The organism is Streptomyces sp. AgN23 (genome assembly GCF_001598115.1).
Classification (GTDB): Bacteria; Actinomycetota; Actinomycetes; order Streptomycetales; family Streptomycetaceae; genus Streptomyces; species Streptomyces antimycoticus.
On sequence record NZ_CP007153.1, the window covers coordinates 3,626,889 to 3,651,112 of the forward strand.

A 24,224-nucleotide genomic window follows, 5' to 3' on the forward strand; every position below is an offset into this window, starting at 1 on the left:
GTGTGCCGCGGTGACTTCCTTCTCGGAGCTCGGCTCCCCCTCCCCCGGTTCCACCGCTTGGCGCGCCCTGCTCGCGCTGGCGGTGGTGTTCGTTCTCCTCGCCACCACCGGGTGGACGGCCGTACGGAGCCACCGAGGAGCCCCGGACGCGCTCTCCGCGTCGATCAGCGCCTGGCGCAACGGATCGCTCGGCGGCCGTGCGCTGCCCGATCCGTACGGCTCGCCGCGCGCCCTCGGCCGCTGGTTCGACTCGCTCACCAAGGCCCAGACGAACCGCCTGGTGCGGCGCTATCCGCTGGCCGTGGGCAATCTCAACGGCGCGCCGGTGGCCCTGCGGTTCCGCGCCAACCGCGTCGCCCTGACCCAGGCGCGCGCCGATGAGCGCAAGCGGTTGCACGACCCCCAGCTCACCCCGATGGGCCGCTCCGACGCGACCCGCCGGATGGACCGCTACCAGGACCTGCTGGGCGCCGGGCGGCAGATCCTCTCCTTCGATCCGTCGGGCGGCGGACGGGCCGCCGAGGTCTTCGGCGACCTCGCCCACGCCAACCGGGTCTCGATCGTGGTGCCGGGCGTGGACACCGACATCCTGACCTTCCAGAAGTCCGGGCGCCCGTACACCGCCACGGTCGGGATGGCCCACGCGCTCTACGAGAACGAGCGGGCCGACGCCCCGGACACCAAGACCGCCGTCATCGCCTGGGCCGACTACACCTCCCCCGCCGGAATCGGCATGGACGCGGCCACCGGCAAGCTGGCCGCCCAGGGCGCGGTGCGGCTGCGCGCGCTGGTCGACGCGCTGCCCGCGCTCTCCCGGGTCTCGCTGATGTGCCACAGCTACGGCTCGGTAGTGTGCGGGGTCGCCGCCCGCGATCTGCCGCCCAAGGTCACCGATATCGCGGTGGCCGGCAGCCCCGGGATGCGCGCTGACCACGTCTCCGACCTGGGCACCAGCGCCCGGGTGTGGGCGATGCGGGACTCCGGCGACTGGATCGGGGACATTCCGCATCTGGAGGTCGGCGGGCTCGGCCATGGCGCGGACCCGGTCTCCTCGGACTTCGGCGCCCGGCTGCTGTCCGCGGACGGGGCGGATGGACACGCCGGATACTTCGAACCGGGCACGACCAGCCTGGACAACTTCGCGCGGGTGGGAATCGGTGCTGTCCAGTCCGTGAGCTGCGGCGACGGCGACGACTGCACCGCGGGGCTACGCTGACGACCGGCGCAAACACCGGAAACTCTAGTGACGCGCGTAGTCTCAAAGGGGGACGGGCGGGCCACCGCCGCATACGATGAGCCGCATGGGTGATGTACTGGCCGGTTTTCAGACCGTCTGGGAGTTCGACACCGACTCCATGCTCATCCGCTTCGAACGGGGGATCCGCACGCCGAAGCTGCTCCAGGCGCTCGGCGAACGCCGCATCCCCTTCGAGGCGCTGTCCGGAGTGGAGCTCGCTGTCGGCAAACGGGGAACGGTGGTGCTGCGCGCCGTGCCCAGACCAGGCGCCGACCCCCTGATGGACGCCGCGGACGGCCAGCTCAAGGAGGCGTACGACCCGTACCGCCTGGTGCTGCCCGCCGAGCGGGAAACGCTCGCGGACTACTACGCCGAGCGGATACGCGAGTCCCTCTGCCCGGACGCGGACGTTCCCGCCGAGGCGCATCTGGTGACCGTGCCCCCGGCGCCGCTGTCCTTCAAGGCGTACGACGGCAAGGCGTCCTTCGACGGCAAGGCGATCTCCTTCCGCTGGTTCTGGACCGGCGCCTCCTCGGAGAAGTGGAAGGTCGGGGACCAGCACTTCCGGATCGACGAGCTGACCGGCGTGGAGTGGCGGTCCCCGGAGAGCCGGGGCTCGGCGGGCACCGCCCCCAAGGAGGGCTCCGCCAAAGGCGCGGCGGCCAAAGGCGGTGCCGCCAAGGACGGCACGGCCGGGAACGGCACCGGCAAAGCCGCCCCCAAGGGCGGTGGCCACGGCTATCTGCGGCTGCTGCGGCGCTCCGCCGAGGACGAGCCCCCCGGCCGCCCCGACCAGGACCCGGCGGCCGTCGTGTTCGGGATGGGCTACGGCCTCGTCCACCAGTCGCTGCCGTTCGCCGCGGCCGTCCTGGAGGCGGTACGGGCCTCCTCCCCGGTGCCGTGCGCCGAGGGCGCCCCGTCCTCGAACCGGGCCGGGACCCCGCGCCGCGACCCCGCGGACATCGCCGAGCGCATCCGTCATCTGGGCGAGCTGCACACGGCCGGGCTGCTGACCGACGACGAGTTCAGCGCGAAGAAGGCCGAGCTGCTGGCGGAGCTGTAAGTGCCCGGTCCCTCCTCCGCACCGGCCGGCGCGGCCGCCGGCCCGGCGTCCACCGCCGCATCCTCCACCGCGCACGAGAGCCTGCCCAAGGCCGCCCGGCGGCAGGCGGGCGCCCTCGCCCGGGCCCTGGTCACCCCCAGCTATCCGGCGACACCGCTGTTCGCCCAGTCGCCCCGGCGCTGGCTGCGCCGGGTGCCGTACGGCGTGGCGATGATCCTCACCACGATCCTGGTCCCCACCTCCGCCCAGGTCCTCTCCCACGACTACGGGGTGGGCGGCGGCGTGGCCACGCTGATCGGCATCGTCCAGAGCACCCCGCTGCTGCTGTCCGTCACCCGTCCGCTACAGGCGTGGTGGATCGTCTTCCTCTCCGACATCGTCTGCGCCCTCGTGGTGCTCGGCACCGCCGACCACCTCGAGAACCGGGTGTGGCCCTGGCTGCCGGGCCCCATCATCGGCTATCTCTTCCTGCTGCTCGCCCTCGCGCTGCGCGAACCGCGTCGCACCCTGGTGGCGGTGTGGCTGGTCACCGGCACCGCCGGACTCTCGCTCGGCATGGGCTTCCCGGACAAGAGCAACGGCAGCAATGTGGTGCTGTTCGTGCTCAGCGGAGTGGTGCTGCTGGTGGCCGGGGCACTGCGGGAGCGCGGCGACGCCCAGCGGCGGCTGGCCGAGCAGGAGACGATCAGCGAGGCCGAACGGGCCCATCGCACCCTGCTGGAGGAGCGCACCCGGATCGCCCGCGAGCTGCACGATGTGGTCGCCCACCACATGTCCGTGATCACCGTGCAGGCCGACAGCGCTCCGTACCGGATCGGCGGGCTGCCGTCCGAGGCGGAGCGGGAGTTCTCCACCATCGCCGCCACCGCCCGGGAGTCCCTCGCCGAAATGCGGCGGCTGCTGGGCGTGTTGCGCAGCGAGGAGACCCGCGGTGAGCGGGCGCCGCAGCCGGGGCTGCGGCAGGTGCCGCAACTGGTCGAGGCGACGGTACGGGCCGGCATACCGACCACGCTGACCATCGCGGACGAGGTGGCCGAGCTCGAACCGCTGCCGCAGGCCGTGGGGTTGTCCGCGTACCGCATCGTGCAGGAGGCGCTGGCCAATGTGGTGCGGCACGCCCCTGGCGCCGCCACCCGGGTGGCCGTCTCGGCGGCCGAGGACCGCTCGGCGCTGACCCTGCTGGTGGTCAACGGCCCGCCGCTCAGCGCGCCCACCAAGCCCCTGGAGACCAGCGGCACCGGCCACGGCCTCGTCGGCATGGTCGAGCGCGTACGGCTCGTCGGCGGCATGCTCGACACCGGCCCGCTCCCCGACGGCGGCTTCCGCGTCGCGGCCCGGCTCCCCCTGTTGGACCTCGAAGAGACGGACCCGTCATGACCATCAAGGTGATCATCGTCGACGACCAGGCGATGGTGCGGGCCGGGTTCGCCGCCCTGCTCGCCGCGCAGAGCGATATCGACGTCGTCGGCGAGGCGCCCGACGGGCGGGAGGGCGTGGCGGTCAGCCGGCGCACCCACCCCGATGTGGTGCTGATGGACGTCCGGATGCCCGAGATGGACGGGCTCGAGGCGGCCCGGCAGCTCCTGGACCCACCGCGCGGGGTCATCCACCGGCCCAAGGTCCTGATGCTCACCACCTTCGACGTGGACGACTACGTCTACGAGGCGCTGCGCGCCGGGGCCAGCGGCTTTCTGCTGAAGGACGCCCCACCGGCCGATCTGATCTCCGCGGTCCGGGTGGTCGCGGCGGGCGAGGCGCTGCTCGCCCCGTCCGTCACCCGCCGGCTGATCGCCGACTTCGCCCGCCAGCGCCCCGCTCCGCGCCGCGACGGCCCGGCCGCGCGGCGCGGTGGGCTGACGCCGCGTGAGACCGAGGTGCTGGAGCTGATCGCGCGGGGCCTGTCCAACCAGGAGATCGCCGAGTCGCTGGTGCTCGCGGAGCAGACGGTGAAGACGCATATCGGCCGGGTGCTGGCCAAGCTGGGGCTGCGCGACCGCGCCCAAGCGGTGATCTTCGCCTATGAATCGGGCCTGGTGACGCCGGGTCATTGACCCGGACCGGGCCGCGACCCCCTACTGGGGTATGACATCCCACTTGGCACCGGGGGGTGACGTACCGCCACCCGACGGCTCTCTACCTTGCCCTCCGTCACCGACGGAAGAGGGAAGCCCCGGCCATGTCCCAGACGCTACGCACCAGGCACTACGCGCGACGCCTGATCACCGCGGCGCTCACCGTCACCGTCATGGCGGGGACGGCCGGCTGGACCGTGGCCCACGAGGAGCAGGCCATCACCGGGCCGCCGCCCGGCACCGCCGCATGGCTGTCGGACCATTCGCTGAGCGGGGCCGGGCGCGAGCTGCCCGATCCGGCCGCCACCTCGCCCGCCGGGATCGCCCGGTTCTTCGGCCGGCTCACCGACGTCCAGCGCAAGGCGCTGGTCATCCGGCATCCCCAGGTGGTGGGCAATCTGGACGGCGCACCGCTGAGCCTGCGGTACGAGGCCAACTCCCGGGCGATCCGGGCCGCCTGGCACAAGGAGTGGACGGCCGACCCGAAGAGCCCGCTCGCCGAGCGGTACGCGGCGCTGCTCGCACCCGGCCGCCAGATCCTCGCCTTCGATCCGCGCGGACGCGGCCAAGTGGCGGAGGTGTACGGGGAGTTGGCGGCGGCCCGGCGCACGGCCGTGATCGTGCCCGGTTCGGACATCGACCTGGACGACTTCGACCGTACGGGCGATCCGTACGGCACCCCGGCCGGGATGGCCCGGTCGCTGCGGGCGCGGATGGCCGAGGACGCGCCCGCCACCCCGACCGCCGTCATCGCCTGGGTGGGCTATACGACCCCGGTCGGGCTGGGCCCGGACGCCGCCACCAGCCGGCTGGCCGAGGCGGGAGCGCCCCGCCTGGACCGGTTCCTGGCCGGGCTCGCCGTGACCACCGCGGCCACCGCCGACGCCCCGCCCGCCGTCTTCTGCCACAGCTACGGCTCGGTGGTCTGCGGACTCGCCGCCTCCGCGATGGACCGCGCCCGCGTCTCCGACCTGGTGGTGCTGGGCAGCCCGGGGATGCGCGCGGACAGCGCCGAGGGCCTGGGCACCGGGGCCCGGGTCTGGGCGGCGCGCGACCGCACCGACTGGATCCGGCGGGTGACCGGCTACGACTTCCTGGGCTTGGGCCACGGCGACGACCCGACCGATCCGTCCTTCGGCGCCCGGGTGGTCTCCTCCGAGAGCGCCCAGGGCCACACCGGCTACTTCGCGCCGGGAACCGACTCGCTGCGCAACTTCTCGCGGATCGCGCTCGGGGACTTCGACGCTGTGCGATGCGCCGAGGCGGACGGCGGCGGTCCGGGCACGGGGCCGGACTGCCGCCAGGGCCTCGGCTGACCGCAGCCATCACGCACGGACCGCGCTCGGTGCGGGCCTCTTCGCACACCGGACCGCCCGGACGACGGCGCGGGGGCGAGGCGATGCGCGCGACCCGCCGCGCTGTCGCGACCCGCCGGACCTCAGGCGTACCGCGACGCGCCGCCGCCATGCTCGTCACGCGGTGTGTGACGACCGCGCCGGTGGCGGCTGCCGCCGAGCCCGCGCCGCTGAGCCGAGCGCGGCTACTCCTGGCCCGCGCTCGTCGCGCTCATATCGGCGTAGCGGGCGCCCGCCACCTGTCCGGCGATCGGCTCCAGCGCGGCCAGTTCGTCCGCGCTCAGCTCGATCCGGGTCGCGCCGGTGTTCTGCTCGATCCGGGCGCGGGTGCGGGTGCCGGGGATCGGCACCACGGCGAGCCCGTGGACCTGGGCCCGCTGCTGCACCCAGGCCAGCGCGATCTGGGCGAGGGTGGCCCCGCGCGCCTTGGCGATCTTGCGGATCGGCTCCAGCAGCGCGGCGTTGACGGCCGCGTTGTCGCCGGTGAAGCGGGGCTGCCGGCGGCGGAAGTCGCCCTCGCCCAGCTCCTGCTCGGCCTGGACGAAGGAGCCGGTGAGGAAGCCGCGGCCGAGCGGTGAGTACGGGACGAGGGCGACGCCCAGCTCGGCGGCGGTGGCGGCGACGCTGTTCGCTCCGCCGTCCTCCACATCGCGGCTGAACAGCGACCACTCCGACTGCACCGCCGCGATCGGATGCACCGCGTGCGCCGCGCGCAGCTCCTTGGCCGTGACCTCGCTCAGCCCGAGGTGCTTGACCTTCCCCTCGGCCACCAGCTCGGCCATGGCGCCGACGCTCTCCTCCAGCGGCACCTCGGGGTTGCGCCGGTGCATGTAGTACAGGTCGACATGGTCGACCTCCAGCCGGCGCAGACTGCCCTCGATGGCCCGGCGGAGGTACGGGCGGTCGTTGCGGATCCGCTGGTTGCCGAACGGATCGCTCTCGTCGCGCTCGATGGCGAACTTGGTGGCCAGGGTGATCCGGTCGCGGTGGGCCCGGACGAAGGGGGAGATGAACTCCTCGTTCCGCCCGGAGCCGTAGGCATCGGCGGTGTCGAAGAGCGTGACGCCCAGCTCCAGGGCCCGCTCCAGCGTGGCCCGTGCCTCCGCCTCGTCATGGGTCGGTCCATAGGCCCAGCTCATACCCATGCAGCCCAGGCCCTGGACGCCGACCTCCGGTCCGCCGGCCCCGAGGCCGACGGTCGCGATGGTCTCGTTGGTGCTGTTGCTCATACGGGGTCAAACCTCTCCGACGCCCGTCGGGCGTCAGCGTAGATATCGATCTTGTAGTCGAGGACTTGGAGCGTGCTCTGGAGCTCGGCGATCCGCTCCCGCACATTCGCGCGGTGCGTGGTCAGCAGTTCCTCACGCTCGGCGAAGGTGTGCTCGCCCTCGCGCACCAGCCCGGCGTAGCGGACCATGTCCGCGACCGGCATCCCGGTCAGCCGCAGCTTGCCGACGAGGTCGAGCCAGTCCAGGTCGCGGTCGGTGAAGCGACGCTGGCCGGTGTGCGTACGGTCGACATGCGGCATCAGCCCGATCCGCTCGTACCAGCGCAGCGTGTGTGCCGTCAGCCCGGTATGGGCGGCCACCTCACTGATCGTGTAGCCGTCTCGCCCGCTGGGCCGGGGGTGCCCGCCCCTCCCCGCGCAGGCGCGGACCTTCACCGGGGTGCTCTCCATCAGGGTCATGCCGATTCACCTCTCGCAGGTCGCCGATCCGCACACCTCATCGACGTCTTCAACGCTATGGAGTTGGAGTGCACTCCAAGCAAGCGAAGATTTGGCGGAACCTTGGGTGCCGTGAGTCCGCGCGGCACCCGCCACTAGGCTCTGTGACATGGAGAGCCTGCGGATGATCGAGAACTGGCCGGTCCCGACGGCGGCGGCCGCCGTCGTACGCGCGGACGGCACCCTGGCCGGGTCGTACGGCCCGACCGGCCATCGCTTCCCCCTCGCCTCGGTCACCAAGCCGCTCGCCGCCTACGCCGCGCTGCTCGCCGTCGAGGAGGGCGCGGTGGAGCTGGACGAACCGGCCGGGCCCGAGGGCTCCACAGTGCGCCATCTGCTGGCGCACACCTCGGGGCTCGCCTTCGACGAGCACCGCTCGGTCGCCGCGCCCGGCAACCGCCGGCTCTACTCCAACGCCGGGTTCGAGGTGCTGGGCGATCACATCGCCAAGGCCACGGACATCCCGTTCCCGGAGTATCTGCGCCAGGCGGTGCTGGAGCCGCTCGGCATGACCGGCACCGAGCTGGCCGGCTCGCCCGCCAAGGACGGCGTCTCCACCGTGGACGACCTGGTGCGCTTCGCGGCGGAGCTGCAGGCCCCGCGGCTGCTGGCGGCCGAGACGCTGGCCGAGGCCACCTCCGTGGTCCACCCGGGTCTCACGGGCGTGCTGCCCGGCTACGGCCATCAGCGGCCCAACGACTGGGGGCTCGGCTTCGAGATACGCGACGGCAAGTCGCCGCACTGGACCGGCGCCTCCTCCTCACCCCGCACCTTCGGGCATTTCGGCCAGTCCGGAACGTTCTTGTGGGTCGACCCGGACGCCCGCGCCGCCTGCGTCACCCTGACGGACCGGGTCTTCGGCCCCTGGGCCGTCGAGGTCTGGCCGACGCTCACCGACGCGGTCCTGGCCGAGCTGGGCTGAGCGCTCCGCGGCAGTGCCCTGGCATGCCGTCGATCGTCTGCGGCGCCGTCGTGGCTGGTCGCCCACGCGGCGGAGCCGCACATCCACACAGCCGCGGCGGAGCCGCACATCGACACAGCCCCGCGCCCCTTCAGGGCGCCCTCGAACGCGGCCGACTTCCGCCGATCCGCTGAGCCCCCTCAGCGCCCCTCAGCCATAGACCGGCTCCGCGCGCATTTCCCAGATCAGCAGCTCGGCGGAGCCCTCGGCGCACGCCTCCAGCCCCTCGGCGCCCGATATCCGGGCCGCGTCGCCGGGCCCGAGGGTCTCCCCCTCGACCCGCGCCGCGCCGCGCACCGCATGTGCGTACACCCACGGCGCGTCCGGCAGCGCGGTGCGCTCACCGTCCGCCAGCCGCCGCACATGCAGCACCGCCTCGGTGCGCTCCAGCGCGTACGGGGTACCGTCGGCGATGCCGCGCACCACCTCGTACCCGGGGTCCGTCGCGGAGCCAGGCCCCGGCACCAGCCACATCTGGACGAAGGTGAGGGGACCGGCGCCCGCGTTGCGCTCGGTGTGACGCACTCCGCTCCCGGCGCTGAGCCGCTGCACATCGCCGGGGCGCACCACGGTCCGCGCGCCGGTGGAGTCCTCGTGAGTGAGCTCACCCTCGACGACCCAGGTGACGATCTCCATATCGCGGTGCGGATGCTCGGCGAAGCCCGCACCGGGGGCGAGCCGCTCCTCGTTGCAGGCGACGAGGGATCCGAACCGCACGTTGCCGGGGTCGTAGTGCCCGGAGAAGGAAAAGGCGTGGCGCGTCTCGATGCCCGCGCCCTCCCCACCCGGATACCGTGCACCGGACCGCTGTATCCACATCACCCGGTCCACGGTAGTGCGCCCGGACCCGTCCGCCCCCCGGCCCCGCCCCTACCCCCGCGTAGCCTCCCGCCCCCAGCGTTCACCACCCGATAAGGCAGTCTTGTCCTCGTGCCTGAACCAGCCTCGAACACCCCGCATCCGCACAGTGCCACTCTGCGCCGCCTGGAGAAGTCCTCCGGGAAGCTCGCCGCCAACGCCATCGCGCGCATGGACGAGCAGCTGCCGTGGTACCGCGCGATGCCGCCCGAGAACCGCTCCTGGATCGGGCTGGTGGCGCAAGCGGGCATCGCGGCCTTCACCGAATGGTTTCGCCACCCCGAGGCGCCCCAGGCGATCAGCACCGATGTGTTCGGTACCGCCCCGCGCGAGCTGACCCGGGCGATCACGCTGCGGCAGACCGTGGAGATGGTCCGCACGACCATCGAGGTCATGGAGTCGGCGATCGACGACGTGGCGGCCCCGGGCGATGAGTCGGTGCTGCGCGAGGCGCTGCTGGTGTACGCGCGGGAGATCGCCTTCGCCACCGCCCAGGTCTACGCACAGGCCGCCGAGGCGCGCGGCGCCTGGGACGCCCGGCTGGAGTCTTTGGTGGTCAACGCGGTGCTGTCCGGGGAGGCGGACGAGGGCGCGCTGTCCCGCGCCGCGGCGCTCGGCTGGAACTCCCCCGAGCATGTGTGCGTGGTGCTGGGCACCGCCCCCGACGGGGACAGCGAGCTGACGGTCGAGGCGATCCGGCGGGCCGCCCGCCACGCCAAGCTGCAGGTCCTCACCGGGGTGCTGGGCGACCGGCTGGTGGTGGTCGCGGGCGGCTCGGACAATCCGCTGCAGACGGCGAAGGCGCTGATCGGGCCGTATGCCCCGGGTCCGGTGGTGGCCGGTCCGGTGGTCTCCGATCTGCTGGCCGCGACCCGCTCGGCGGGGGCGGCGGCGGCCGGGCTGAAGGCGTGCACCGCCTGGCCGGACGCACCCCGTCCGGTGCTCGCCGACGATCTGCTGCCCGAGCGCGCGATGGCCGGAGACCCCGCTGCCCGTGAGCAGTTGGTGGAGGAGATCTACAGACCGCTGGAGGAAGCCGGTTCGGCACTGCTCGAGACACTGAGTGTGTACCTCGAACAGGCGAGCAGTCTGGAGGGGGCGGCCCGGATGCTCTTCGTTCACCCGAACACCGTCCGCTACCGGCTACGACGTGTGACGGACGTCACCGGATGGTCACCTTCCGACGTCCGGTCGGCGTTTACTCTGCGCATAGCCCTGATCCTGGGCCGTCTCGCCGACGCGAACATATTGCCCTGACCGTTTGTTGGACCTCCACAATTCCCCTGACGGTTCTTCGTCCTTGTCCTCACGGGCGAGTCGGACCGTCCACAAGAGAGAGTGTGAGAGTGCTCGTACTCGTCGCTCCCGGCCAAGGCGCTCAAAAGCCCGGCTTCCTCACTCCCTGGCTCGACCTGCCCGGCGTCACCGAACGTCTGACGTGGTGGTCGGCCGTGTCCGGGCTGGACCTCATCCACTACGGCACCAAGGCCGACGAGGAGGAGATCCGCGACACCGCGGTGGCCCAGCCGCTGCTGGTGGCCGCCGGTCTGGTCTCCGCCCACGCGCTGTTCGGCGAGGGCATCGAGGGCGCGACCGGTCTCGCGGGGCTGCCGGGCCGTATCGGCGCGGTCGCGGGCCACAGCGTCGGCGAGATCACCGCGGCCGTGGCCGCCGGTGTGCTCACCGACGAGGCGGCCATGGTGCTGGTCCGCCGGCGCGGGCTCGCCATGGCGGAGGCCGCGAGCCGCACCGAGACCGGAATGGCCGCCATACTGGGTGGTGAGCAGGACGATGTCGTCGCCCATCTCGACAAGCACGGACTGACCCCGGCGAACGTCAACGGCGCCGGCCAGATCGTGGCCGCGGGCACCGCCGAGCAGCTGGCGGCGCTGGCCGAGGACAAGCCCGAGGGGGTGCGCCGCGTCGTACCGCTCAAGGTGGCCGGCGCGTTCCACACCGATCACATGGCCCCGGCGGTCGCCGCCCTCGAGGCCCTGGTCGCGGGCGTTCCGGTGGCCGATCCGCGCACCGCTTACGTCTCCAACCGTGACGGCGGGGTCGTGACCTCCGGGGCCGGGGTGATCGAGCGAATGGTCGCCCAGGTGTCCAACCCGGTGCGCTGGGACCTGTGCATGGAGACCTTCCAGGAGCTGGGCGTCACCGCGCTGATCGAGGTGGCCCCGGGCGGCACGCTCACCGGCATCGCCAAGCGTGCGCTGCCGGGCGTCACCAACCTGGCGCTGAAGACTCCGGACGATCTCGACGCGGCCCGTGCGCTGATCGAGGAGCACGCCATTCCCGCCGTCGCCACACCGGCCGAAGAGGAGCTCCGAGAAGCATGACCGCGAAGATCAAGCCCAGTAAGGGCGCCCCGTACGCGCGCATTCTCGGCGTCGGTGGCTACCGTCCGACCCGGGTGGTGCCGAACGAGGAGATCCTCAAGCACATCGACTCCTCGGACGAGTGGATCCGCTCCCGCTCGGGCATCGCCACCCGGCACTGGGCCGGTCCGGATGAGACGGTCGCCGCCATGTCCGTGGAGGCGGGCGGCAAGGCCATCGCCGACGCCGGCCTGCGCCCGGAACAGATCGGCGCCGTGATCGTCTCGACGGTCTCGCACTTCAAGCAGACCCCCGCGATCGCGACCGAGATCGCGCATCTGCTGGGCACCGGCAAGCCGGCCGCCTTCGACATCTCGGCGGGCTGTGCCGGCTTCGGCTACGGGCTGACCCTCGCCAAGGGCATGATCACCGACGGCACCGCGGAGCATGTGCTGGTCATCGGGGTCGAGCGGCTTTCGGACCTGACCGACCTGGAGGACCGCGCGACGGCCTTCCTGTTCGGCGACGGCGCCGGCGCCGTGGTGGTCGGCCCCTCCAAGGAGCCCGCGATCGGCCCCACCGTCTGGGGCTCGGAGGGCGACAAGTCCGACACCATCGCCCAGACGCTGCCCTGGGACGTCTACCGCGACCAGGACGCCGCCGAGGTGCGCTACCCGGCGCTGCGCCAGGAGGGCCAGGCGGTCTTCCGCTGGGCCGTCTACGAGATGGCGAAGGTCGCCCAGCAGGCCCTGGACGAGGCCGGGGTCGCCCCGGCCGACCTCGACGCGTTCATCCCCCACCAGGCCAATATGCGGATCATCGACTCGATGATCAAAACCCTCAAGCTGCCGGAGCACGTCACGGTCGCCCGTGATGTGGAGACCACCGGCAACACCTCGGCCGCCTCCATTCCGCTCGCCATGGAGCGGCTGTTGGCGACGGGGCAGGCGAAGAGCGGCGACACCGCGCTCGTCATCGGATTCGGAGCGGGTCTCGTCTACGCAGCGACGGTCGTTACCCTCCCTTAGGCTCCATAGTCCATATCCACGCAGCTCGGCAGAAGTCGGACGCTGCGCCACCACCGCAACACACCGAAGAAGGAGCGCCGCAATGGCCGCCACTCAGGAAGAGATCCTCGAAGGTCTCGCCGAGATCGTCAACGAGATCGCCGGTATCCCGACCGAGGACGTCCTGCTGGACAAGTCCTTCACCGACGACCTGGACGTCGACTCGCTGTCCATGGTCGAGGTGGTCGTCGCCGCCGAGGAGCGCTTCGACGTGAAGATCCCGGACGACGACGTCAAGAACCTCAAGACCGTCGGCGACGCCGTCGACTACATCCTCAAGCACCAGGGCTGAGCCCCCCTAAGGCCGTTGTCGCCACCCATGCGGTGGCGGGTCCAGCACCTTCTACACGTGGAGTAGGAATTCCTGTGAACTCGACCAATCGCACCGTGGTCGTCACCGGTGTTGGTGCCACGACGCCGCTGGGTGGCGACGCCTCAACGACCTGGGAGGCCCTGCTGGCCGGCCGGTCCGGCGTCAACCTCCTGGAGGAGGAATGGGCGGCCGAGTTGCCGGTCCGCATCGCCGCGAAGATCGCGGTGGAGCCGGGCACCGTCATCCCTCGCCCGCAGGCCCGCAAGCTCGACCGATCGGCGCAGTTCGCCCTGATCGCGGCCCGTGAGGCATGGGCGGACGCGGGCTTCACCGCCAGGGCGGGCGAGGACCCGTCGGTCGACCCCGACCGGCTCGGCGCGGTCGTGGCTTCCGGTATCGGCGGGGTGACCACCCTGCTCGACCAGTACGACGTGCTGCGAGAGAAGGGCGTCCGCAAGGTCTCCCCGCACACCGTGCCGATGCTGATGCCCAACGGCCCGGCGGCCAACGTGGGCCTGGAGGTCGGCGCCCGCGCCGGCGTCCACACGCCGGTCAGCGCGTGCGCGTCCGGCGCGGAGGCCATCGGCTACGCCATCGAGATGATCCGCACCGGCCGCGCCGATGTGGTCGTCGCGGGCGGCACCGAGGCGTCCATCCACCCGCTCCCCATCGTCGCCTTCGGCAACATGATGGCGATGTCCAAGAACAACGACGACCCACAGGGCGCCTCGCGCCCGTTCGACGTCGACCGCAACGGCTTCGTGATGGGCGAGGGCTCGGGCGCCATCGTCCTGGAGTCGGCGGAGCACGCCGCCGCGCGCGGCGCCCGGGTGTACGCGCAGGCGGTCGGCCAGGGCATCTCGGCCGACGCCCACCACATCACCCAGCCGGAGCCGTCCGGCAACGGCATCGCGCACGCGCTGCAGAACCTGGTGCAGAACACCGGCCTGAACGGCTCCGAGGTCGCGCATGTCAACGCGCACGCGACCTCGACGCCGCAGGGCGACGTGGCCGAGATCAAGGCGCTGCGCAAGGTCTTCGGCGACGATGTGGACCAGATGGCGGTCTCCGCCACCAAGTCCATGACGGGGCATCTGCTGGGCGGCGCCGGCGGTGTGGAGACGGTGGCCAGCGTGCTCGCGCTGTACCACCGGATCGCCCCGCCAACGATCAACCTGGTCTCCCCGGACCCGGAGGCGGACGCGGACTTCGTGACCGGCGAGCCCCGGTCGCTGCCGGGTCGGGGCCCGATCGTCGCGCTGAACGACTCGTTCGGCTTCGGCGGCCACAATGTGGTGCTGGCCTTCCGCACGGTCTGACGCGCGGACGGCCCGAGGACCTGATGGCTTGATGGCTTGATGGCTTGATGGCTCTGTGACGCGCTGATACACGGGTGTGGCCCGCCTCCGGCTCCGGCCGGGGGCGGGCCGTTCGTGTGTCAGGGGGCCTCGCCGTCGAAGCTGGCGAAGTACGAGGCCACCATGTCCTCGTCGCCATGACCCGCCTCGATGGCGCGGCGGAACCGCTCCTGGCCCGCGGCCGCCAGGTCCAGCCGCACTCCGGCGCGCTCCCCGGCCTCCACGATCAGCCGGGCGTCCTTCTCGGCGGTCTTGGTCGCGAAGCTGGGCTCGAGGTCGCCCCGGAACAGCTGGCCCGACTTGACCCGCATATAGCCGTTGTCCAGCGGTCCGCCCTCCACTCCGTCCAGGAAGCCCTGGAAGTCCACGCCCAGCCCCTTGGCGAGGGCGACCGCCTCGGCGGTGGCGTGGGTGATGTTGAGGACCCAGCTGTTGAGCACCAGCTTGAGCCGGGTGGCGGCGGCGCCCTCCGCGCTGTCGCCGACCCACACCGTACGGCTGCCGATGGCGTCGAAGACCGGCCAGACGACCGGGCGGGCGGGGTGGGGGCCGGCGGCCAGCACCAGAAGCTGTCCGCTCTCCGCGGGCTGCTTGGTGCCGAGGACGGGCGAGTCGATGAGGACGAGGTCCTTCTCATGGGCGAACGCGGCGAGCGATTCCATCGCCTCCAGCCCCGCCGTGGTGGCCTGCGCCCATACGACCCCGGGGCGCAGCGCGGGGGCGGCCTGCCGCATCGCCTCGAGGGCCGCGGCGCCGTCGTAGAGGATCGTCAGGACGACATCGGCGCCGTCCACGGCCTCGGCCGGGGTGTCGGTGACGCGTACGCCGTCCTGGCCTAGCGGCTCGGCCTTGGACCGGGTGCGGTTCCACGCACGGACGTCGAGCCCGGAGCGGGCGAGGTTGCGGGCCATGCCGGAGCCCATGATGCCGGTGCCGAGGACCGCGACGGACGTTGCCGGGAGTTGTTCGGTCATGCCGCCACGCTAAGACCTGAAGCGTGCTCCAGGACAAAGGGGCGGCGGCGCGTCAGGCACTCGGACGAGCGCGTCAGGCGCTCAGACGACCTGGTGCAGCCAGCGGACGGGGGCGCCCTCACCCGCGTAGCGGAACGGCTCCAGTTCGTCGTCCCAGGGCTTGCCGAGCAGTTTGGCGATCTCCGCCTCGAGGTCGCTCTCGCCGCGGACGGAGCGGGCGAGGGCGGCGCGCAGCCGGTCCTCGGGGATCAGGATGTCGCCGTGCATTCCGGTGACGGCGTGGAAGATGCCCAGTTCGGGGGTGGAGCTGTAGCGCTCGCCCTCGGCGGTGGCGCAGGGCTCGGCGGTCACCTCGAAGCGCAGCAGATGCCAGCCGCGCAGGGCGGACGCCATTTTGGAGGCCGTGCCGACCTCACCCTGCCAGGAGAACTCGGCACGCCAGGTGCCGTTCGCCGCGGGTTGCTTGATCCAGTCGAGGGTGACACGCACGCCGAGGACGCCCGCGATGGCCCATTCGACATGCGGGCACAGCGCGCGCGGAGCGGAGTGCACATACAGAACTCCACGTGTCGTCACCGGGGCCTCCTGTGCGGTTCGAGGTGCGCCTTCCCCAGCGGCCTCGCGCCCGTACCGGTCCCGCCCGGGACATCGGATCACATTCTGCCCTAGTGATCACTTCCACACCAGTCTCGACGTCACCTTCAGTGAAATTTATCGTGCAGAATTCTCTAGAAAGTGGACAGGATGTGACGGGGCGTAATGTGCTGGTACCGCATAGCACGCCTTGTCGCCGGGACGACGCTCATCAGGCCCACAAGAAAAACGTACCGTGCGATCCAGCCGGAGGAGTGACGTACCGTCGGTCCGGACAGATATCACCCAACAGCCGGAGGGGGAACAGCCATGCGGGTCAGCGCGACACGCCGGAAGCGTGCGGAGGCCGCTTCCTCGACCACGCGTACGGTCGTGCGCCCGACCCCGCGCACCGCGTCGCGCACTGGCCGCCGCGCGGCCGGGCGCACGACCGTACGCGCCGGTGTGGTGCTGTTCACCACCGCCGCCGTGCTGAGCTCGGCGGGCTGCTTCGGCAGCTCGGACGACCCCTCCCGGCACGGTCCGACCCGCGCCGGGAAGACCCCCGGCGCCAAGCGGACGATCGCCTGGAACACCCGGCCGAGTTCGATCGCCTCCCTGGGCGACTCCATCACCCGCGGCTTCGACGCCTGTTCGGTGCTCTCCGACTGCCCCGAGGTGTCCTGGTCCACCGGCACCGATGTGCAGAGCCTCGCCCAGCGGCTGCTGCCCGCCACCACCGCCCGCGCGGGCACCCACAGCTGGAACTTCGCCAAGACCGGCGCGGTCGTGGCCGACCTCCCCGGTCAGATCGAGGCGGCCGCGGCCCGCAAGCCGAAGCTGGTCACCGTGATGATCGGCGCCAATGACGCCTGCCGGGACTCGGTCGACGAGATGACCTCCACCGAGCAGTTCCGCTCCACCTTCACCTCGGCGCTCACCCGGCTCCGCCGTGACCTGCCGAAGACCCAGGTGTATGTGGCCAGCGTGCCGGATCTGAAGCGGCTGTGGTCGGAGGGGCGGAAGAACGTCTTCGGCAGGCAGATCTGGAAGCTGGGCATCTGCCCGTCGATGCTGAAGGACTCCGAGCACCTGGACGCCGCCTCCAACGACCGCCGCCAGCGGGTGGCGGACCGGGTGACGGAGTACAACAAGGTGCTGAAGGACGTCTGCGGGCGCGATGTGCTGTGCCGGTACGACCCGGCGGTGCACGAATACCGCTTCACCACCTCCGAGCTGAGCAAGTGGGACTGGTTCCACCCCAGCAAGGCGGGCCAGGCGCAGCTGGCCGACATGGCCTACCGCCGCATCACCGCTTCCGCGCCCTGACCCCGAGCCGCGGCCCGGCTCCCGGCCAGAGGCCAGAGGCCAGGTGCCGGGGGCCAGGGGCCGGGGGCCAGGGGCCGGGAGCCGGGCGCGGGCCCCTCTGGGCCGGGCGAGGTGGGCTACGGGGTGTCCGCCGGATCTTGTATGCGACTCCGCCGCGTGGCAGGGGCTCCGCCCCTGGACTCCGGGGTCTGGTGCCGCAGCCCCAGGTGCGGGAAGGGGCGGGGAGGGGAACAGCCCGCCGCGGCTCCCACGCGGCCCCGGGCCGCAGGGGCGGCGTGCGGTGGGCGGCTCAGGCTGTCGGCCGCACAGGCACTGGGACCGACAGGCGGCGGTCGGCGGCGCTTCGGGCCGCCTCTGCCGCGTAGGTGCCGGTGATCAGGCGCCAGGCGCCCACCGTCTCGTCCCAGATCTCCGCCGCCCGGCGGGGCAGGGGGAGGGACACTTCCGCTGTCTCCCCCGGGCCCGCCGTGACCGAGGCGAAGCCCGCGAGGCGCCGTACCGGCCGCTCCTCGCCGTCGTCCTCGGGCACGGTGAGATAGAGCTGCACGACCTCACGCCCCGCCCGGGGCCCGGTGTTGCGGACCCGCACGGTCACCGTTCCCAGCGCGCCGTCGGCGGGCTCCCCGGCGGCCTCCGCCGGGGTCGCGGGAGCCTTCGCGGGGGTGAAGTCCATCGCCTCGTAGGCCCAGTCGGTGTAGCCGAGGCCATGCCCGAACCAGTACGCCGGAGCGATCCCCTCCCGCCGCTCCCACGCGCGGTAGCCGATGAACACGCCCTCGTCGTAGACCAGTCGGCCCTCGCTCGGCGTCACCGCGCTGACCGGGGCGTCCTCGAGCCGCTCGGGCCAGGTCGTGGGCAGCCGTCCGCCGGGCTCCTCCGCGCCCAGCAGGACATCGGCGAGCGCGGCGCCCGCCTCCTGGCCCGGGAACCAGCTCAGCAGCACCGCGGCGACCTCCTCCCGCCAGTCCATCTCGACGGGGGAGCCCGCGTTGACCACCACCACGGTGGGGGTGCCGGTGGCGGCGACCCGCCGCACCAGCTCGTCCTGACGGCCCGGCAGCCGCAGATGCGCGCGGTCGAACCCCTCGCTCTCGACCCTCTCGGTGGTGGCGACCACCACCACGGCCGCCTCGGCCGCCGAGGCCGCGGCGACGGCCTCCTGGAGCAGCTCCTCGGCGTCCCGCTCCGGGGCCCGGTGCAGCAGGCTGAAGCAGACGGCGTCGAGGAGGGCCTCCTCGGGGCGGGCCACCGCACAGGTGAGGCTGACCTCCACCGGCTCGCCCGCCGTGAGCTCCACCTGACCCCGGGGCACCGGCGAGCCCATGAACGCCTCAAAGGGGTCGCCGACGTCCGGCGGGAGCTGCTCCCCCTCGAAGAGCACCGTGCCGTCCACGACCAGCCGGAGGCCGCCCAGCCCCCGGGTGCCGAAGGAGTGCGCGCCGCTCTCGCGCGGGGTGAAGGTGCCGACGGTCTCGACGGTGTGCAGCTCCTCGTAGCGCACGCCCTCGGGGAAGTCGCTGATCCACTGCACCTGCCCACTGGCCAGCCGGGACTCCCCCAGCACCCGCCCGTCGGCGGCCCGGACCACGGCGCGCAGCGCGAACCCCTGGGCGGCGGGGGTGAGTTCGTCGGTGGGATCGGCGCCCACCGCGTAGCTGAACCGGACCTCCGGCGGCAGGGCGGCCCGCAGTCCGTCGAGCGGTGAGACCACATGGTCGGGGAAGACCACGGCCGAGCCACCGCCCAGCACCCGGGCGTCGCGCGCCGCGGCCCCGATCAGGGCCAGCGACCGCACTCCGCCGGGGGCTCCGGCGTCGAGGGGCAGCACCGCGCCCCGGCCGCCCGCGCCCTCGTTCCGCAGCAGCACGAAGGAGCGCCGGGCGATCTCGCGGGCCAGCGCGTCCCCGTCGATCGGGCCGGGCCGGTCGGCGGGGGCGACGGCCGGGGCCGCGCCGTCCAGGGCGCCGACCCGGGCGGCCAGGGTGAGCAGCCGCCGCACCGCCTCGTCCAGCTCCGCCTCGGTCACCCGGCCGTCGCGCACCGCGGCGGCCAGCGCGTCGCCGTAGACGGTCCGCGGGCCGGGCATCGCGACGTCCAGCCCGCCCTTGAGCCCCCGCACGGTGTCGCGGGCCGCCAGCCAGTCGGAGACGATGAAGCCGTCGAAGCCCCACTCCTCGCGCAGCACTCCCCGCTGCAGCTCGCGGTGCTCGGTCATGGTCGAGCCGTTGACCCCGTTGTAGGCGGCCATGATGCCCCACGGGCGCGCGTTTTTGACGATGGCTTCGAAGGGCGCGAGATACAGCTCGCGCAGCGCCCGCGCACCGATCTCGTTGTCGACGGTGAAGCGCTCGGTCTCCGCGTCATTGGCCACGAAGTGCTTGACGGTGGTGCCCACCCCGCCGTCCTGCACACCCGTCACATAGCCGGTGCCGATCTCGCCGGTGAGATACGGATCCTCGCTGTACGCCTCGAAGTGGCGCCCGCCCAGCGGGGAGCGGTGCAGATTGACCGTGGGCGCGAGCAGCACATGGACGCCCTTGCGCCGCGCCTCCTGCGCGAGCAGCCGGCCCGCCCGCCGGGCCAGCTCCGGGTCCCAGGTGGCGGCGAGCGCGGTGGGGCTGGGCAGGGCGATGGAGGGGTCGTCGGCGGTCCAGTGGACGCCGCGGACGCCGATCGGGCCGTCCGACATCACCAGCGAGCGCAGCCCGATCGCCGGAACGGCGGGCAGGCTCCACATGTCCTGCCCGGACAACAGCCGCGCCTTGGTGTCCAGCTCCAGCAGGCCGAGGGCCTTCTCCACGGCCTCGGCCGTGCCCTCGTCGTCGATCGCGTCCGCCATCGCTCGCCCCTCCCGGTGCGGGTCCTGTCCGGTCCTCGTCCGGGGCCATCCTGGACCCGAGTACCTGTCAGCAGGTAGGTACCGTTATCGACTCGTTATCAAACATGCTCTACGGTACGAGCATGGACAGGGCGATGGAGCGCGGTACGCGACGCGGTGCGGAACGACGGGCGGAGATCGTCCGGTCCGCGCTCGAAGTGATCGCCGAGCGCGGCTACCGGGGCGCGACCCTCGGGGCGGTCGCCGAGCGGGTGGGGCTCACCCAACAGGGGCTGCTCCACTACTTCCCCACCAAGGACTCCCTGCTCATCGCAGTGCTCAAGGAGCGCGACCAGTGGGACACCGGCTCCGGGCGGCGCGACGGCGGGGACGTATGGCCGCTGGACCTGCTCACCTCGCTGGTGGAGTACAACGCGATGCGCCCCGGCATCGTCCAGACCTTCTCCGCGCTCCTCGGCGAGAGCGTCACCGACGAGCACCCCGCGCGCGGCTTCTTCACCGAGCGCTATGAGAAGGTGCGCGCCGACATGGCGGCCACCCTGCGCGGCGAGTTCGGCGACCGGCTCCCCGGCGGGCTCACCCCCGAGGCCGCAGCCCCGCTGGTGGTGGGGGTGATGGACGGACTGCAGTTCCAGTGGCTGCACGACCGGGACGCGGTGGACATGCCCGCCCTCTTCCGGGCCTTCGTCTCCCTGCTGGGACAGGGAGACGAGGAGGCCGAGGGATGACGCGGCGATGCGGACGTCGCGTGCGGACCGTCGCGTGACGGCGGCTCAGCCGTGGCCCGCCACCAGCCTGACGTCCTGCTCGACCCCGACCGCGTTCCTCGGCAGCGGCACGAAGGCGGCGTCGGCCGCGGCGGAGGCGTCGGCGGTGTCGAACCTCAGCAGCGTGCCCTCGGCCTGCGCCGATCCCGGCCCATACGCCCCCACGTCCACCGCGTCGATCACCCAGCGGTGCCGCTGTCCGTCGCAGACCGCGCTGTGGCCGCCGAGACCGTGCCGCTCCCGGCCCTGGGTGAGGGTGACGAGGACGCTGGCCCGCGGGCTCTCCGCCCCCTCCCGGACACACCGGTAGCTGCCGTACAGCGTGACGGCCCCGTCCGGGGTGACGTCCCCGGTGCGGTCGATGACCAGATCGTCGGTCCAGGGCAGGGGCAGACTCGGCCGGTCGAACCGCTCTCCCCGGGTGGCCGGCCCCGAGTCGGGGCGCAGTTCCGGGCGGTCGGGCCCGGCGGGCGCGGCATGGGCGGCCGGAGCCGCCATGAGGAGAACGGTGAGGGCGCCGAGGGCGCGGCGGTTGCGCATGGACGTACATACCTCCTGGGGCGGGGAGCGGATGCCCGCCGCGGACTCCGTCACGTCCTCCCGAGCGGAGTCGCCGGACGGATGCCCGTGAGCGGGTGCTCATACCCCCGTACAGCTACCGGGCCCTCGAACGCGTCCGGGGGAACCTCACCCCCGGGCGGCGTGTCCGGCACCGCCCAACGGGTGGCCACCGGGCGCCCGGTGGCCCCGGCGGCGCCCTTACGGTGCTCGCGAAGCGCCCTTACGGTGCCCATGGCGTGCGGCTTACGGGGCGCGCACGGCGCCCCTTACCGTCCTCCTCACCGCCCTCGGGAGCGCCCTTACCGTCCTCCTCACCGCCCTCGGGAGCGCCCTTACCGTCCCCCTTACCGCCCTCGGGAGCGCCCTTACCGTCCTCCTTACCGCGCTCGGGAGCGCCCTTACCGTCCTCCTCACCGCCCTCGGGAGCGTCCTTACGGTGCTCGTTCCTCCGGGGCCGCCTCCTCGAACCTCCCCGCCGACGCGGCCACTTGGCGCGCCGCCGCCGGATCGCCCCGCAGCCCCGGGGCCAGGGCCAGCGTGACGGCGACCGAGACCGCCGCCATCGTGGCCATCGCCACAGCCGGTGAGGTGGGCTGGGCCAGCGCGCCCGCGAGGGCGGCGGACACGCCCTGCATGGTGAGCATGCCGGAGGAGTGCAGCCCCAGAGCCTGGCCGCTCATCGCGTCCGGGGTCAGGGCCATCAGCCGCTGCTGGAGCGGCAGCGTGGCCGAGAAGCCGATCGAGGCGAGGGCGACGGCGGCCAGCGCGAGGGGCAGCGGCGGATGCAGGGCGAAGACCAGATACGGGGCGGCGAGCAGCAGCCGCAGGGGCGCCGCGAGCCGTTCCCGCCGGTGCGGTGGCAGCAGCCGTCCGGTGAGCAGGTCCCCCATCAGCATGCCGAGGGAGCCGACGGCGAAGAGCAGTCCGGCGTGCCGGGGCGCGTAGGGCACGAAGAGGGATTCACAGCCGACGATCAGCCCGTTGGGCACCCAGAGCGCGTAATAGACGTGGCGGCGGGGCGCGGAGGACCACAGCCGTGCGTTGACGCGCCAGGTCTCGGTGACCGAGGGCCGTCCGCCGGCCCGGGCCGGACGCCCGCTCAGGCCGAACCGGGCGACGCCCGCGGCCACCAGATACAGCGCGGCGGCGACGAGCAGCGTGCCGCGCGCCGAGAGGGCGGTCACGAGGAGGCCACCGGCCGCGTAGCCGCCGATCTGCATCGTGCCGCCCGACATGTTGATCACCGAACGGCCCAGCAGATAGCCCTCCTTGGGCAGGATCTCGGTGAGCAGTCCATAGCGGACGGCGCCGCCGAGGGCGGCCGCGGCGCCCATCCCGAACACGAGGGCGAAGACGGCCGCCACCGGCAGCCCGGGGAGGGCCAACGCGGCGGTCCCCAGGGCGTAGAGCACCGCCAGCCCGGACAGCGCGGCGCGCGGCGGCAGCCGGTCGGCCGCCGACAGCAGCGCCAGCGCGCCCGCCACTTGGGCGAGCGAGGGGCCGAACATGCTGAGCGTCGAGAGCAGCGGTGAGCCGGTCGCCGCGTAGACCAGGGTGCCGAGGGCGAGCCCGCTCGCCGTCGAGGCGGCCACCTGTGTGGCGGAGATCAGGAACAGCGGGGTGAACTCCGGGGTCCGGAACACTTCTCGATAGGTGCGCATGGCCTTCAGGCTCGGGAGTCTCCGCGCGGTGGCGTTAATGTTTCGCGCGAACGCGAAACCACGCGAAACGACACGGTGGCGGCGGGGGTGACCGGATGGGGCTGTGGCTGGTCGACGCGGATACGCTCGCGCGCAGCCGGTTCGTCCGCTCCGCCCTGGCCGAGACCACCGCGGCCCTGGTCACCCTGGAGCGTGCGAGCGCCGCCCACCCGGGCGAGCGGGCCTGGCTGGACGCCCATCTGCCCTCCTACCGGGCGCGGTTGGCCGATGACCCCATCGCCGCGCTGCTCGTCCGCGCCGCACTGGGCCGGACCTGGCTCGCGGACTTCCTCACCCAGACACCGGGCGAGGGCGAGCCGTCCCTCGAGGAGGAGCTGGCCCGGATGCGCGCGACGCCCCCCGCCGCCGCGCGCCGCGACCTCGCGGTCTCCCTCGGCCGCTCCCCGCTCCCCGCCGCGCTGTGCCGCGACGATCTGCCGGGACGGCTCGCGGATCTGCTGGAGTGGGTGTGGACGGAGGCCGTACGGCCCTCCTGGCCGCGCCGCCGCCGGATCATCGAGGCCGATGTGGTGGCGCGCACCGGCCAGGTGAGCCAGGGCGGCTGGGCGGCGACGCTGGACGGCCTGCGGCCGGGTATGCGGTGGCTGGGCGGCAGCCGGCTGCGGATCAACGCCCATGACCACCCGCCCCGCGCGGTCCACGGCGCCCAGTTGCTCCTCGTCCCCGTCACCCCCACCACCGGATGGGTCTCCTGGGACGCGCCGCACCGCTACGCCGTGATCTACCCCTGCGCCGGCGCCCTGACCACCCCCGGCCCTCCCCCGGCCCCCGACTCCCTGGCCCGCCTCCTCGGCCCGGCCCGCGCGAGCGTCCTGGTCCTGCTCGACACCCCGAAGAGCACCACCCACCTGGTGGCCCTGACCGGCCAGACCCTGGGCTCGGTCGGCCGCCATCTGCGCGTCCTGCGCGAGGCCCGCCTGGTGCGGCGGCGACGGGCGGGACGGTCGGTTCTGTACTACCGGACGACGGCGGGCGAGGTGCTGGTCGAGGCCCAGCGAACCGCCTAGTCCTCGGACAAGCACAGCAACGAACATCCCTGGACCCATGTTGTCCAGTGAGATGATCGGTCATGATGGTTCTTGATCGGTCATGATGGTTCGTCACGTTCGAATGTCATTCGACGCACGAC

22 protein-coding genes are annotated in these 24,224 nt (G+C 72.8%); 14 read left to right on the forward strand and 8 right to left on the reverse strand.

The annotated features are described in order from the left end of the window. Positions 1-10 precede the first annotated feature (10 nt). The 5 genes from AS97_RS15955 to AS97_RS15975 all read left to right on the forward strand — a co-directional run bounded on the left by AS97_RS15955 (position 11) and on the right by AS97_RS15975 (position 5,688). On the forward strand, positions 11-1,216 hold the full coding sequence (locus AS97_RS15955; RefSeq protein ID WP_059146709.1) for an alpha/beta hydrolase: 1,206 nt from the start codon (positions 11-13) through the stop codon (positions 1,214-1,216). 85 nt (positions 1,217-1,301) lie between these two features. After that, positions 1,302-2,300, forward strand: coding sequence for a DUF4429 domain-containing protein (locus tag AS97_RS15960; RefSeq protein ID WP_210565152.1), 999 nt, complete (start codon positions 1,302-1,304; stop codon positions 2,298-2,300). Then, on the forward strand, positions 2,301-3,677 hold the full coding sequence (locus AS97_RS15965; RefSeq protein ID WP_059146711.1) for a sensor histidine kinase: 1,377 nt from the start codon (positions 2,301-2,303) through the stop codon (positions 3,675-3,677). Next, on the forward strand, positions 3,674-4,351 hold the full coding sequence (locus AS97_RS15970) for a response regulator transcription factor (protein ID WP_059146712.1): 678 nt from the start codon (positions 3,674-3,676) through the stop codon (positions 4,349-4,351). Before AS97_RS15965 ends, AS97_RS15970 begins: the two co-directional genes overlap by 4 nt. 125 nt (positions 4,352-4,476) lie before the next feature. Then, positions 4,477-5,688: an alpha/beta hydrolase gene (locus tag AS97_RS15975; protein WP_210565154.1), complete on the forward strand. Its 1,212-nt coding sequence runs from the start codon at positions 4,477-4,479 to the stop codon at positions 5,686-5,688. Between the two features lie 224 nt (positions 5,689-5,912). On the opposite strand, the gene AS97_RS15980 is transcribed toward AS97_RS15975, so the two are convergent. Next, a complete protein-coding gene (locus tag AS97_RS15980; protein ID WP_086706994.1) occupies positions 5,913-6,956 on the reverse strand; it encodes an aldo/keto reductase in 1,044 nt (347 codons plus the stop codon). Further along, positions 6,953-7,414 (reverse strand): MerR family transcriptional regulator, encoded by a 462-nt coding sequence (locus AS97_RS15985; RefSeq protein ID WP_059146715.1) that lies wholly within the window; start codon positions 7,412-7,414, stop codon positions 6,953-6,955. The genes AS97_RS15980 and AS97_RS15985 overlap by 4 nt, the downstream gene beginning before the upstream one ends. Before the next feature lie 148 nt (positions 7,415-7,562). On the opposite strand from AS97_RS15985, the gene AS97_RS15990 reads away from it, so the two are divergent. Next, the gene (locus AS97_RS15990) at positions 7,563-8,375 is read left to right on the forward strand and encodes a serine hydrolase domain-containing protein (protein ID WP_059146716.1); all 813 of its coding nucleotides are present in this window, start codon (positions 7,563-7,565) and stop codon (positions 8,373-8,375) included. Between the two features lie 189 nt (positions 8,376-8,564). On the opposite strand, the gene AS97_RS15995 is transcribed toward AS97_RS15990, so the two are convergent. Then, positions 8,565-9,233: a pirin family protein gene (locus tag AS97_RS15995; protein WP_125759751.1), complete on the reverse strand. Its 669-nt coding sequence runs from the start codon at positions 9,231-9,233 to the stop codon at positions 8,565-8,567. 111 nt (positions 9,234-9,344) lie between these two features. Here AS97_RS15995 and AS97_RS16000 point away from each other — a divergent pair, with 111 nt between their 5' ends. The 5 genes from AS97_RS16000 to fabF all read left to right on the forward strand — a co-directional run bounded on the left by AS97_RS16000 (position 9,345) and on the right by fabF (position 14,292). Further along, positions 9,345-10,529 carry a helix-turn-helix domain-containing protein gene (locus AS97_RS16000; RefSeq protein ID WP_059147855.1) on the forward strand — a complete coding sequence of 395 codons (1,185 nt, stop codon included), beginning with the start codon at positions 9,345-9,347 and terminating at the stop codon, positions 10,527-10,529. Between the two features lie 89 nt (positions 10,530-10,618). Next, a complete protein-coding gene (locus tag AS97_RS16005; protein WP_059147854.1) occupies positions 10,619-11,614 on the forward strand; it encodes an ACP S-malonyltransferase in 996 nt (331 codons plus the stop codon). Next, on the forward strand, positions 11,611-12,621 hold the full coding sequence (locus AS97_RS16010) for a ketoacyl-ACP synthase III (RefSeq protein ID WP_059147853.1): 1,011 nt from the start codon (positions 11,611-11,613) through the stop codon (positions 12,619-12,621). Before AS97_RS16005 ends, AS97_RS16010 begins: the two co-directional genes overlap by 4 nt. 82 nt (positions 12,622-12,703) lie before the next feature. Continuing rightward, positions 12,704-12,952, forward strand: coding sequence for an acyl carrier protein (locus AS97_RS16015; RefSeq protein WP_020871568.1), 249 nt, complete (start codon positions 12,704-12,706; stop codon positions 12,950-12,952). Positions 12,953-13,026: 74 nt separating this feature from the next. Continuing rightward, the gene (gene fabF, locus AS97_RS16020) at positions 13,027-14,292 is read left to right on the forward strand and encodes a beta-ketoacyl-ACP synthase II (RefSeq protein ID WP_125759745.1); all 1,266 of its coding nucleotides are present in this window, start codon (positions 13,027-13,029) and stop codon (positions 14,290-14,292) included. Positions 14,293-14,411: 119 nt separating this feature from the next. Here the strand turns inward: fabF and AS97_RS16025 are convergent, their stop codons facing one another. Together AS97_RS16025 and AS97_RS16030 are read right to left on the reverse strand one after the other, a co-directional pair. Further along, positions 14,412-15,305: an NAD(P)-dependent oxidoreductase gene (locus AS97_RS16025; protein WP_210565156.1), complete on the reverse strand. Its 894-nt coding sequence runs from the start codon at positions 15,303-15,305 to the stop codon at positions 14,412-14,414. A gap of 81 nt (positions 15,306-15,386) precedes the next feature. Next, positions 15,387-15,881, reverse strand: coding sequence for a DUF3145 domain-containing protein (locus AS97_RS16030; RefSeq protein WP_059147850.1), 495 nt, complete (start codon positions 15,879-15,881; stop codon positions 15,387-15,389). Between the two features lie 327 nt (positions 15,882-16,208). On the opposite strand from AS97_RS16030, the gene AS97_RS16035 reads away from it, so the two are divergent. After that, entirely contained in the window at positions 16,209-17,207 is a 999-nt protein-coding gene (locus AS97_RS16035) for an SGNH/GDSL hydrolase family protein (protein ID WP_086710509.1), read from the forward strand. Between the two features lie 289 nt (positions 17,208-17,496). Here AS97_RS16035 and AS97_RS16040 read toward each other — a convergent pair whose 3' ends face one another. Beyond that, complete coding sequence (locus AS97_RS16040) at positions 17,497-20,046, reverse strand: glycoside hydrolase family 3 C-terminal domain-containing protein (RefSeq protein ID WP_059147849.1); 2,550 nt, start codon at positions 20,044-20,046, stop codon at positions 17,497-17,499. A 122-nt stretch (positions 20,047-20,168) separates the two neighbouring features. Between AS97_RS16040 and AS97_RS16045 the strand changes: the two genes are divergently transcribed. Then, on the forward strand, positions 20,169-20,774 hold the full coding sequence (locus tag AS97_RS16045) for a TetR/AcrR family transcriptional regulator (RefSeq protein ID WP_247204388.1): 606 nt from the start codon (positions 20,169-20,171) through the stop codon (positions 20,772-20,774). A 45-nt stretch (positions 20,775-20,819) separates the two neighbouring features. Here AS97_RS16045 and AS97_RS16050 read toward each other — a convergent pair whose 3' ends face one another. Then, positions 20,820-21,353, reverse strand: a complete 534-nt coding sequence (locus AS97_RS16050) for a DUF6299 family protein (protein WP_086710748.1) — start codon at positions 21,351-21,353, stop codon at positions 20,820-20,822. A 452-nt stretch (positions 21,354-21,805) separates the two neighbouring features. After that, positions 21,806-23,035, reverse strand: a complete 1,230-nt coding sequence (locus AS97_RS16055; protein ID WP_125761508.1) for an MFS transporter — start codon at positions 23,033-23,035, stop codon at positions 21,806-21,808. Between the two features lie 95 nt (positions 23,036-23,130). Between AS97_RS16055 and AS97_RS16060 the strand changes: the two genes are divergently transcribed. After that, positions 23,131-24,102 carry an ArsR family transcriptional regulator gene (locus AS97_RS16060; protein ID WP_210565157.1) on the forward strand — a complete coding sequence of 324 codons (972 nt, stop codon included), beginning with the start codon at positions 23,131-23,133 and terminating at the stop codon, positions 24,100-24,102. The last annotated feature ends 122 nt before the right edge of the window (positions 24,103-24,224 follow it).

Excerpts from the sequence above, each read along its gene's own strand:
- AS97_RS15970 (WP_059146712.1), top strand. The coding sequence starts at position 3,674 with ATGACCATCAAGGTGATCATCGTCGACGACCAGGCGATGGTGCGGGCC.
- AS97_RS16035 (WP_086710509.1), top strand. The coding sequence starts at position 16,209 with ATGCGGGTCAGCGCGACACGCCGGAAGCGTGCGGAGGCCGCTTCCTCG.
- AS97_RS16055 (WP_125761508.1), bottom strand. The coding sequence starts at position 23,035 with ATGCGCACCTATCGAGAAGTGTTCCGGACCCCGGAGTTCACCCCGCTG.
- AS97_RS16010 (WP_059147853.1), top strand. The coding sequence starts at position 11,611 with ATGACCGCGAAGATCAAGCCCAGTAAGGGCGCCCCGTACGCGCGCATT.
- AS97_RS15995 (WP_125759751.1), bottom strand. The coding sequence starts at position 9,233 with ATGTGGATACAGCGGTCCGGTGCACGGTATCCGGGTGGGGAGGGCGCG.
- AS97_RS15980 (WP_086706994.1), bottom strand. The coding sequence starts at position 6,956 with ATGAGCAACAGCACCAACGAGACCATCGCGACCGTCGGCCTCGGGGCC.
- AS97_RS16060 (WP_210565157.1), top strand. The coding sequence starts at position 23,131 with ATGGGGCTGTGGCTGGTCGACGCGGATACGCTCGCGCGCAGCCGGTTC.
- AS97_RS16040 (WP_059147849.1), bottom strand. The coding sequence starts at position 20,046 with ATGGCGGACGCGATCGACGACGAGGGCACGGCCGAGGCCGTGGAGAAG.
- AS97_RS16050 (WP_086710748.1), bottom strand. The coding sequence starts at position 21,353 with ATGCGCAACCGCCGCGCCCTCGGCGCCCTCACCGTTCTCCTCATGGCG.
- AS97_RS15985 (WP_059146715.1), bottom strand. The coding sequence starts at position 7,414 with ATGACCCTGATGGAGAGCACCCCGGTGAAGGTCCGCGCCTGCGCGGGG.
- AS97_RS16025 (WP_210565156.1), bottom strand. The coding sequence starts at position 15,305 with ATGACCGAACAACTCCCGGCAACGTCCGTCGCGGTCCTCGGCACCGGC.
- AS97_RS16015 (WP_020871568.1), top strand. The coding sequence starts at position 12,704 with ATGGCCGCCACTCAGGAAGAGATCCTCGAAGGTCTCGCCGAGATCGTC.
- AS97_RS15960 (WP_210565152.1), top strand. The coding sequence starts at position 1,302 with ATGGGTGATGTACTGGCCGGTTTTCAGACCGTCTGGGAGTTCGACACC.
- AS97_RS15990 (WP_059146716.1), top strand. The coding sequence starts at position 7,563 with ATGGAGAGCCTGCGGATGATCGAGAACTGGCCGGTCCCGACGGCGGCG.
- AS97_RS15975 (WP_210565154.1), top strand. The coding sequence starts at position 4,477 with ATGTCCCAGACGCTACGCACCAGGCACTACGCGCGACGCCTGATCACC.
- AS97_RS16045 (WP_247204388.1), top strand. The coding sequence starts at position 20,169 with ATGGACAGGGCGATGGAGCGCGGTACGCGACGCGGTGCGGAACGACGG.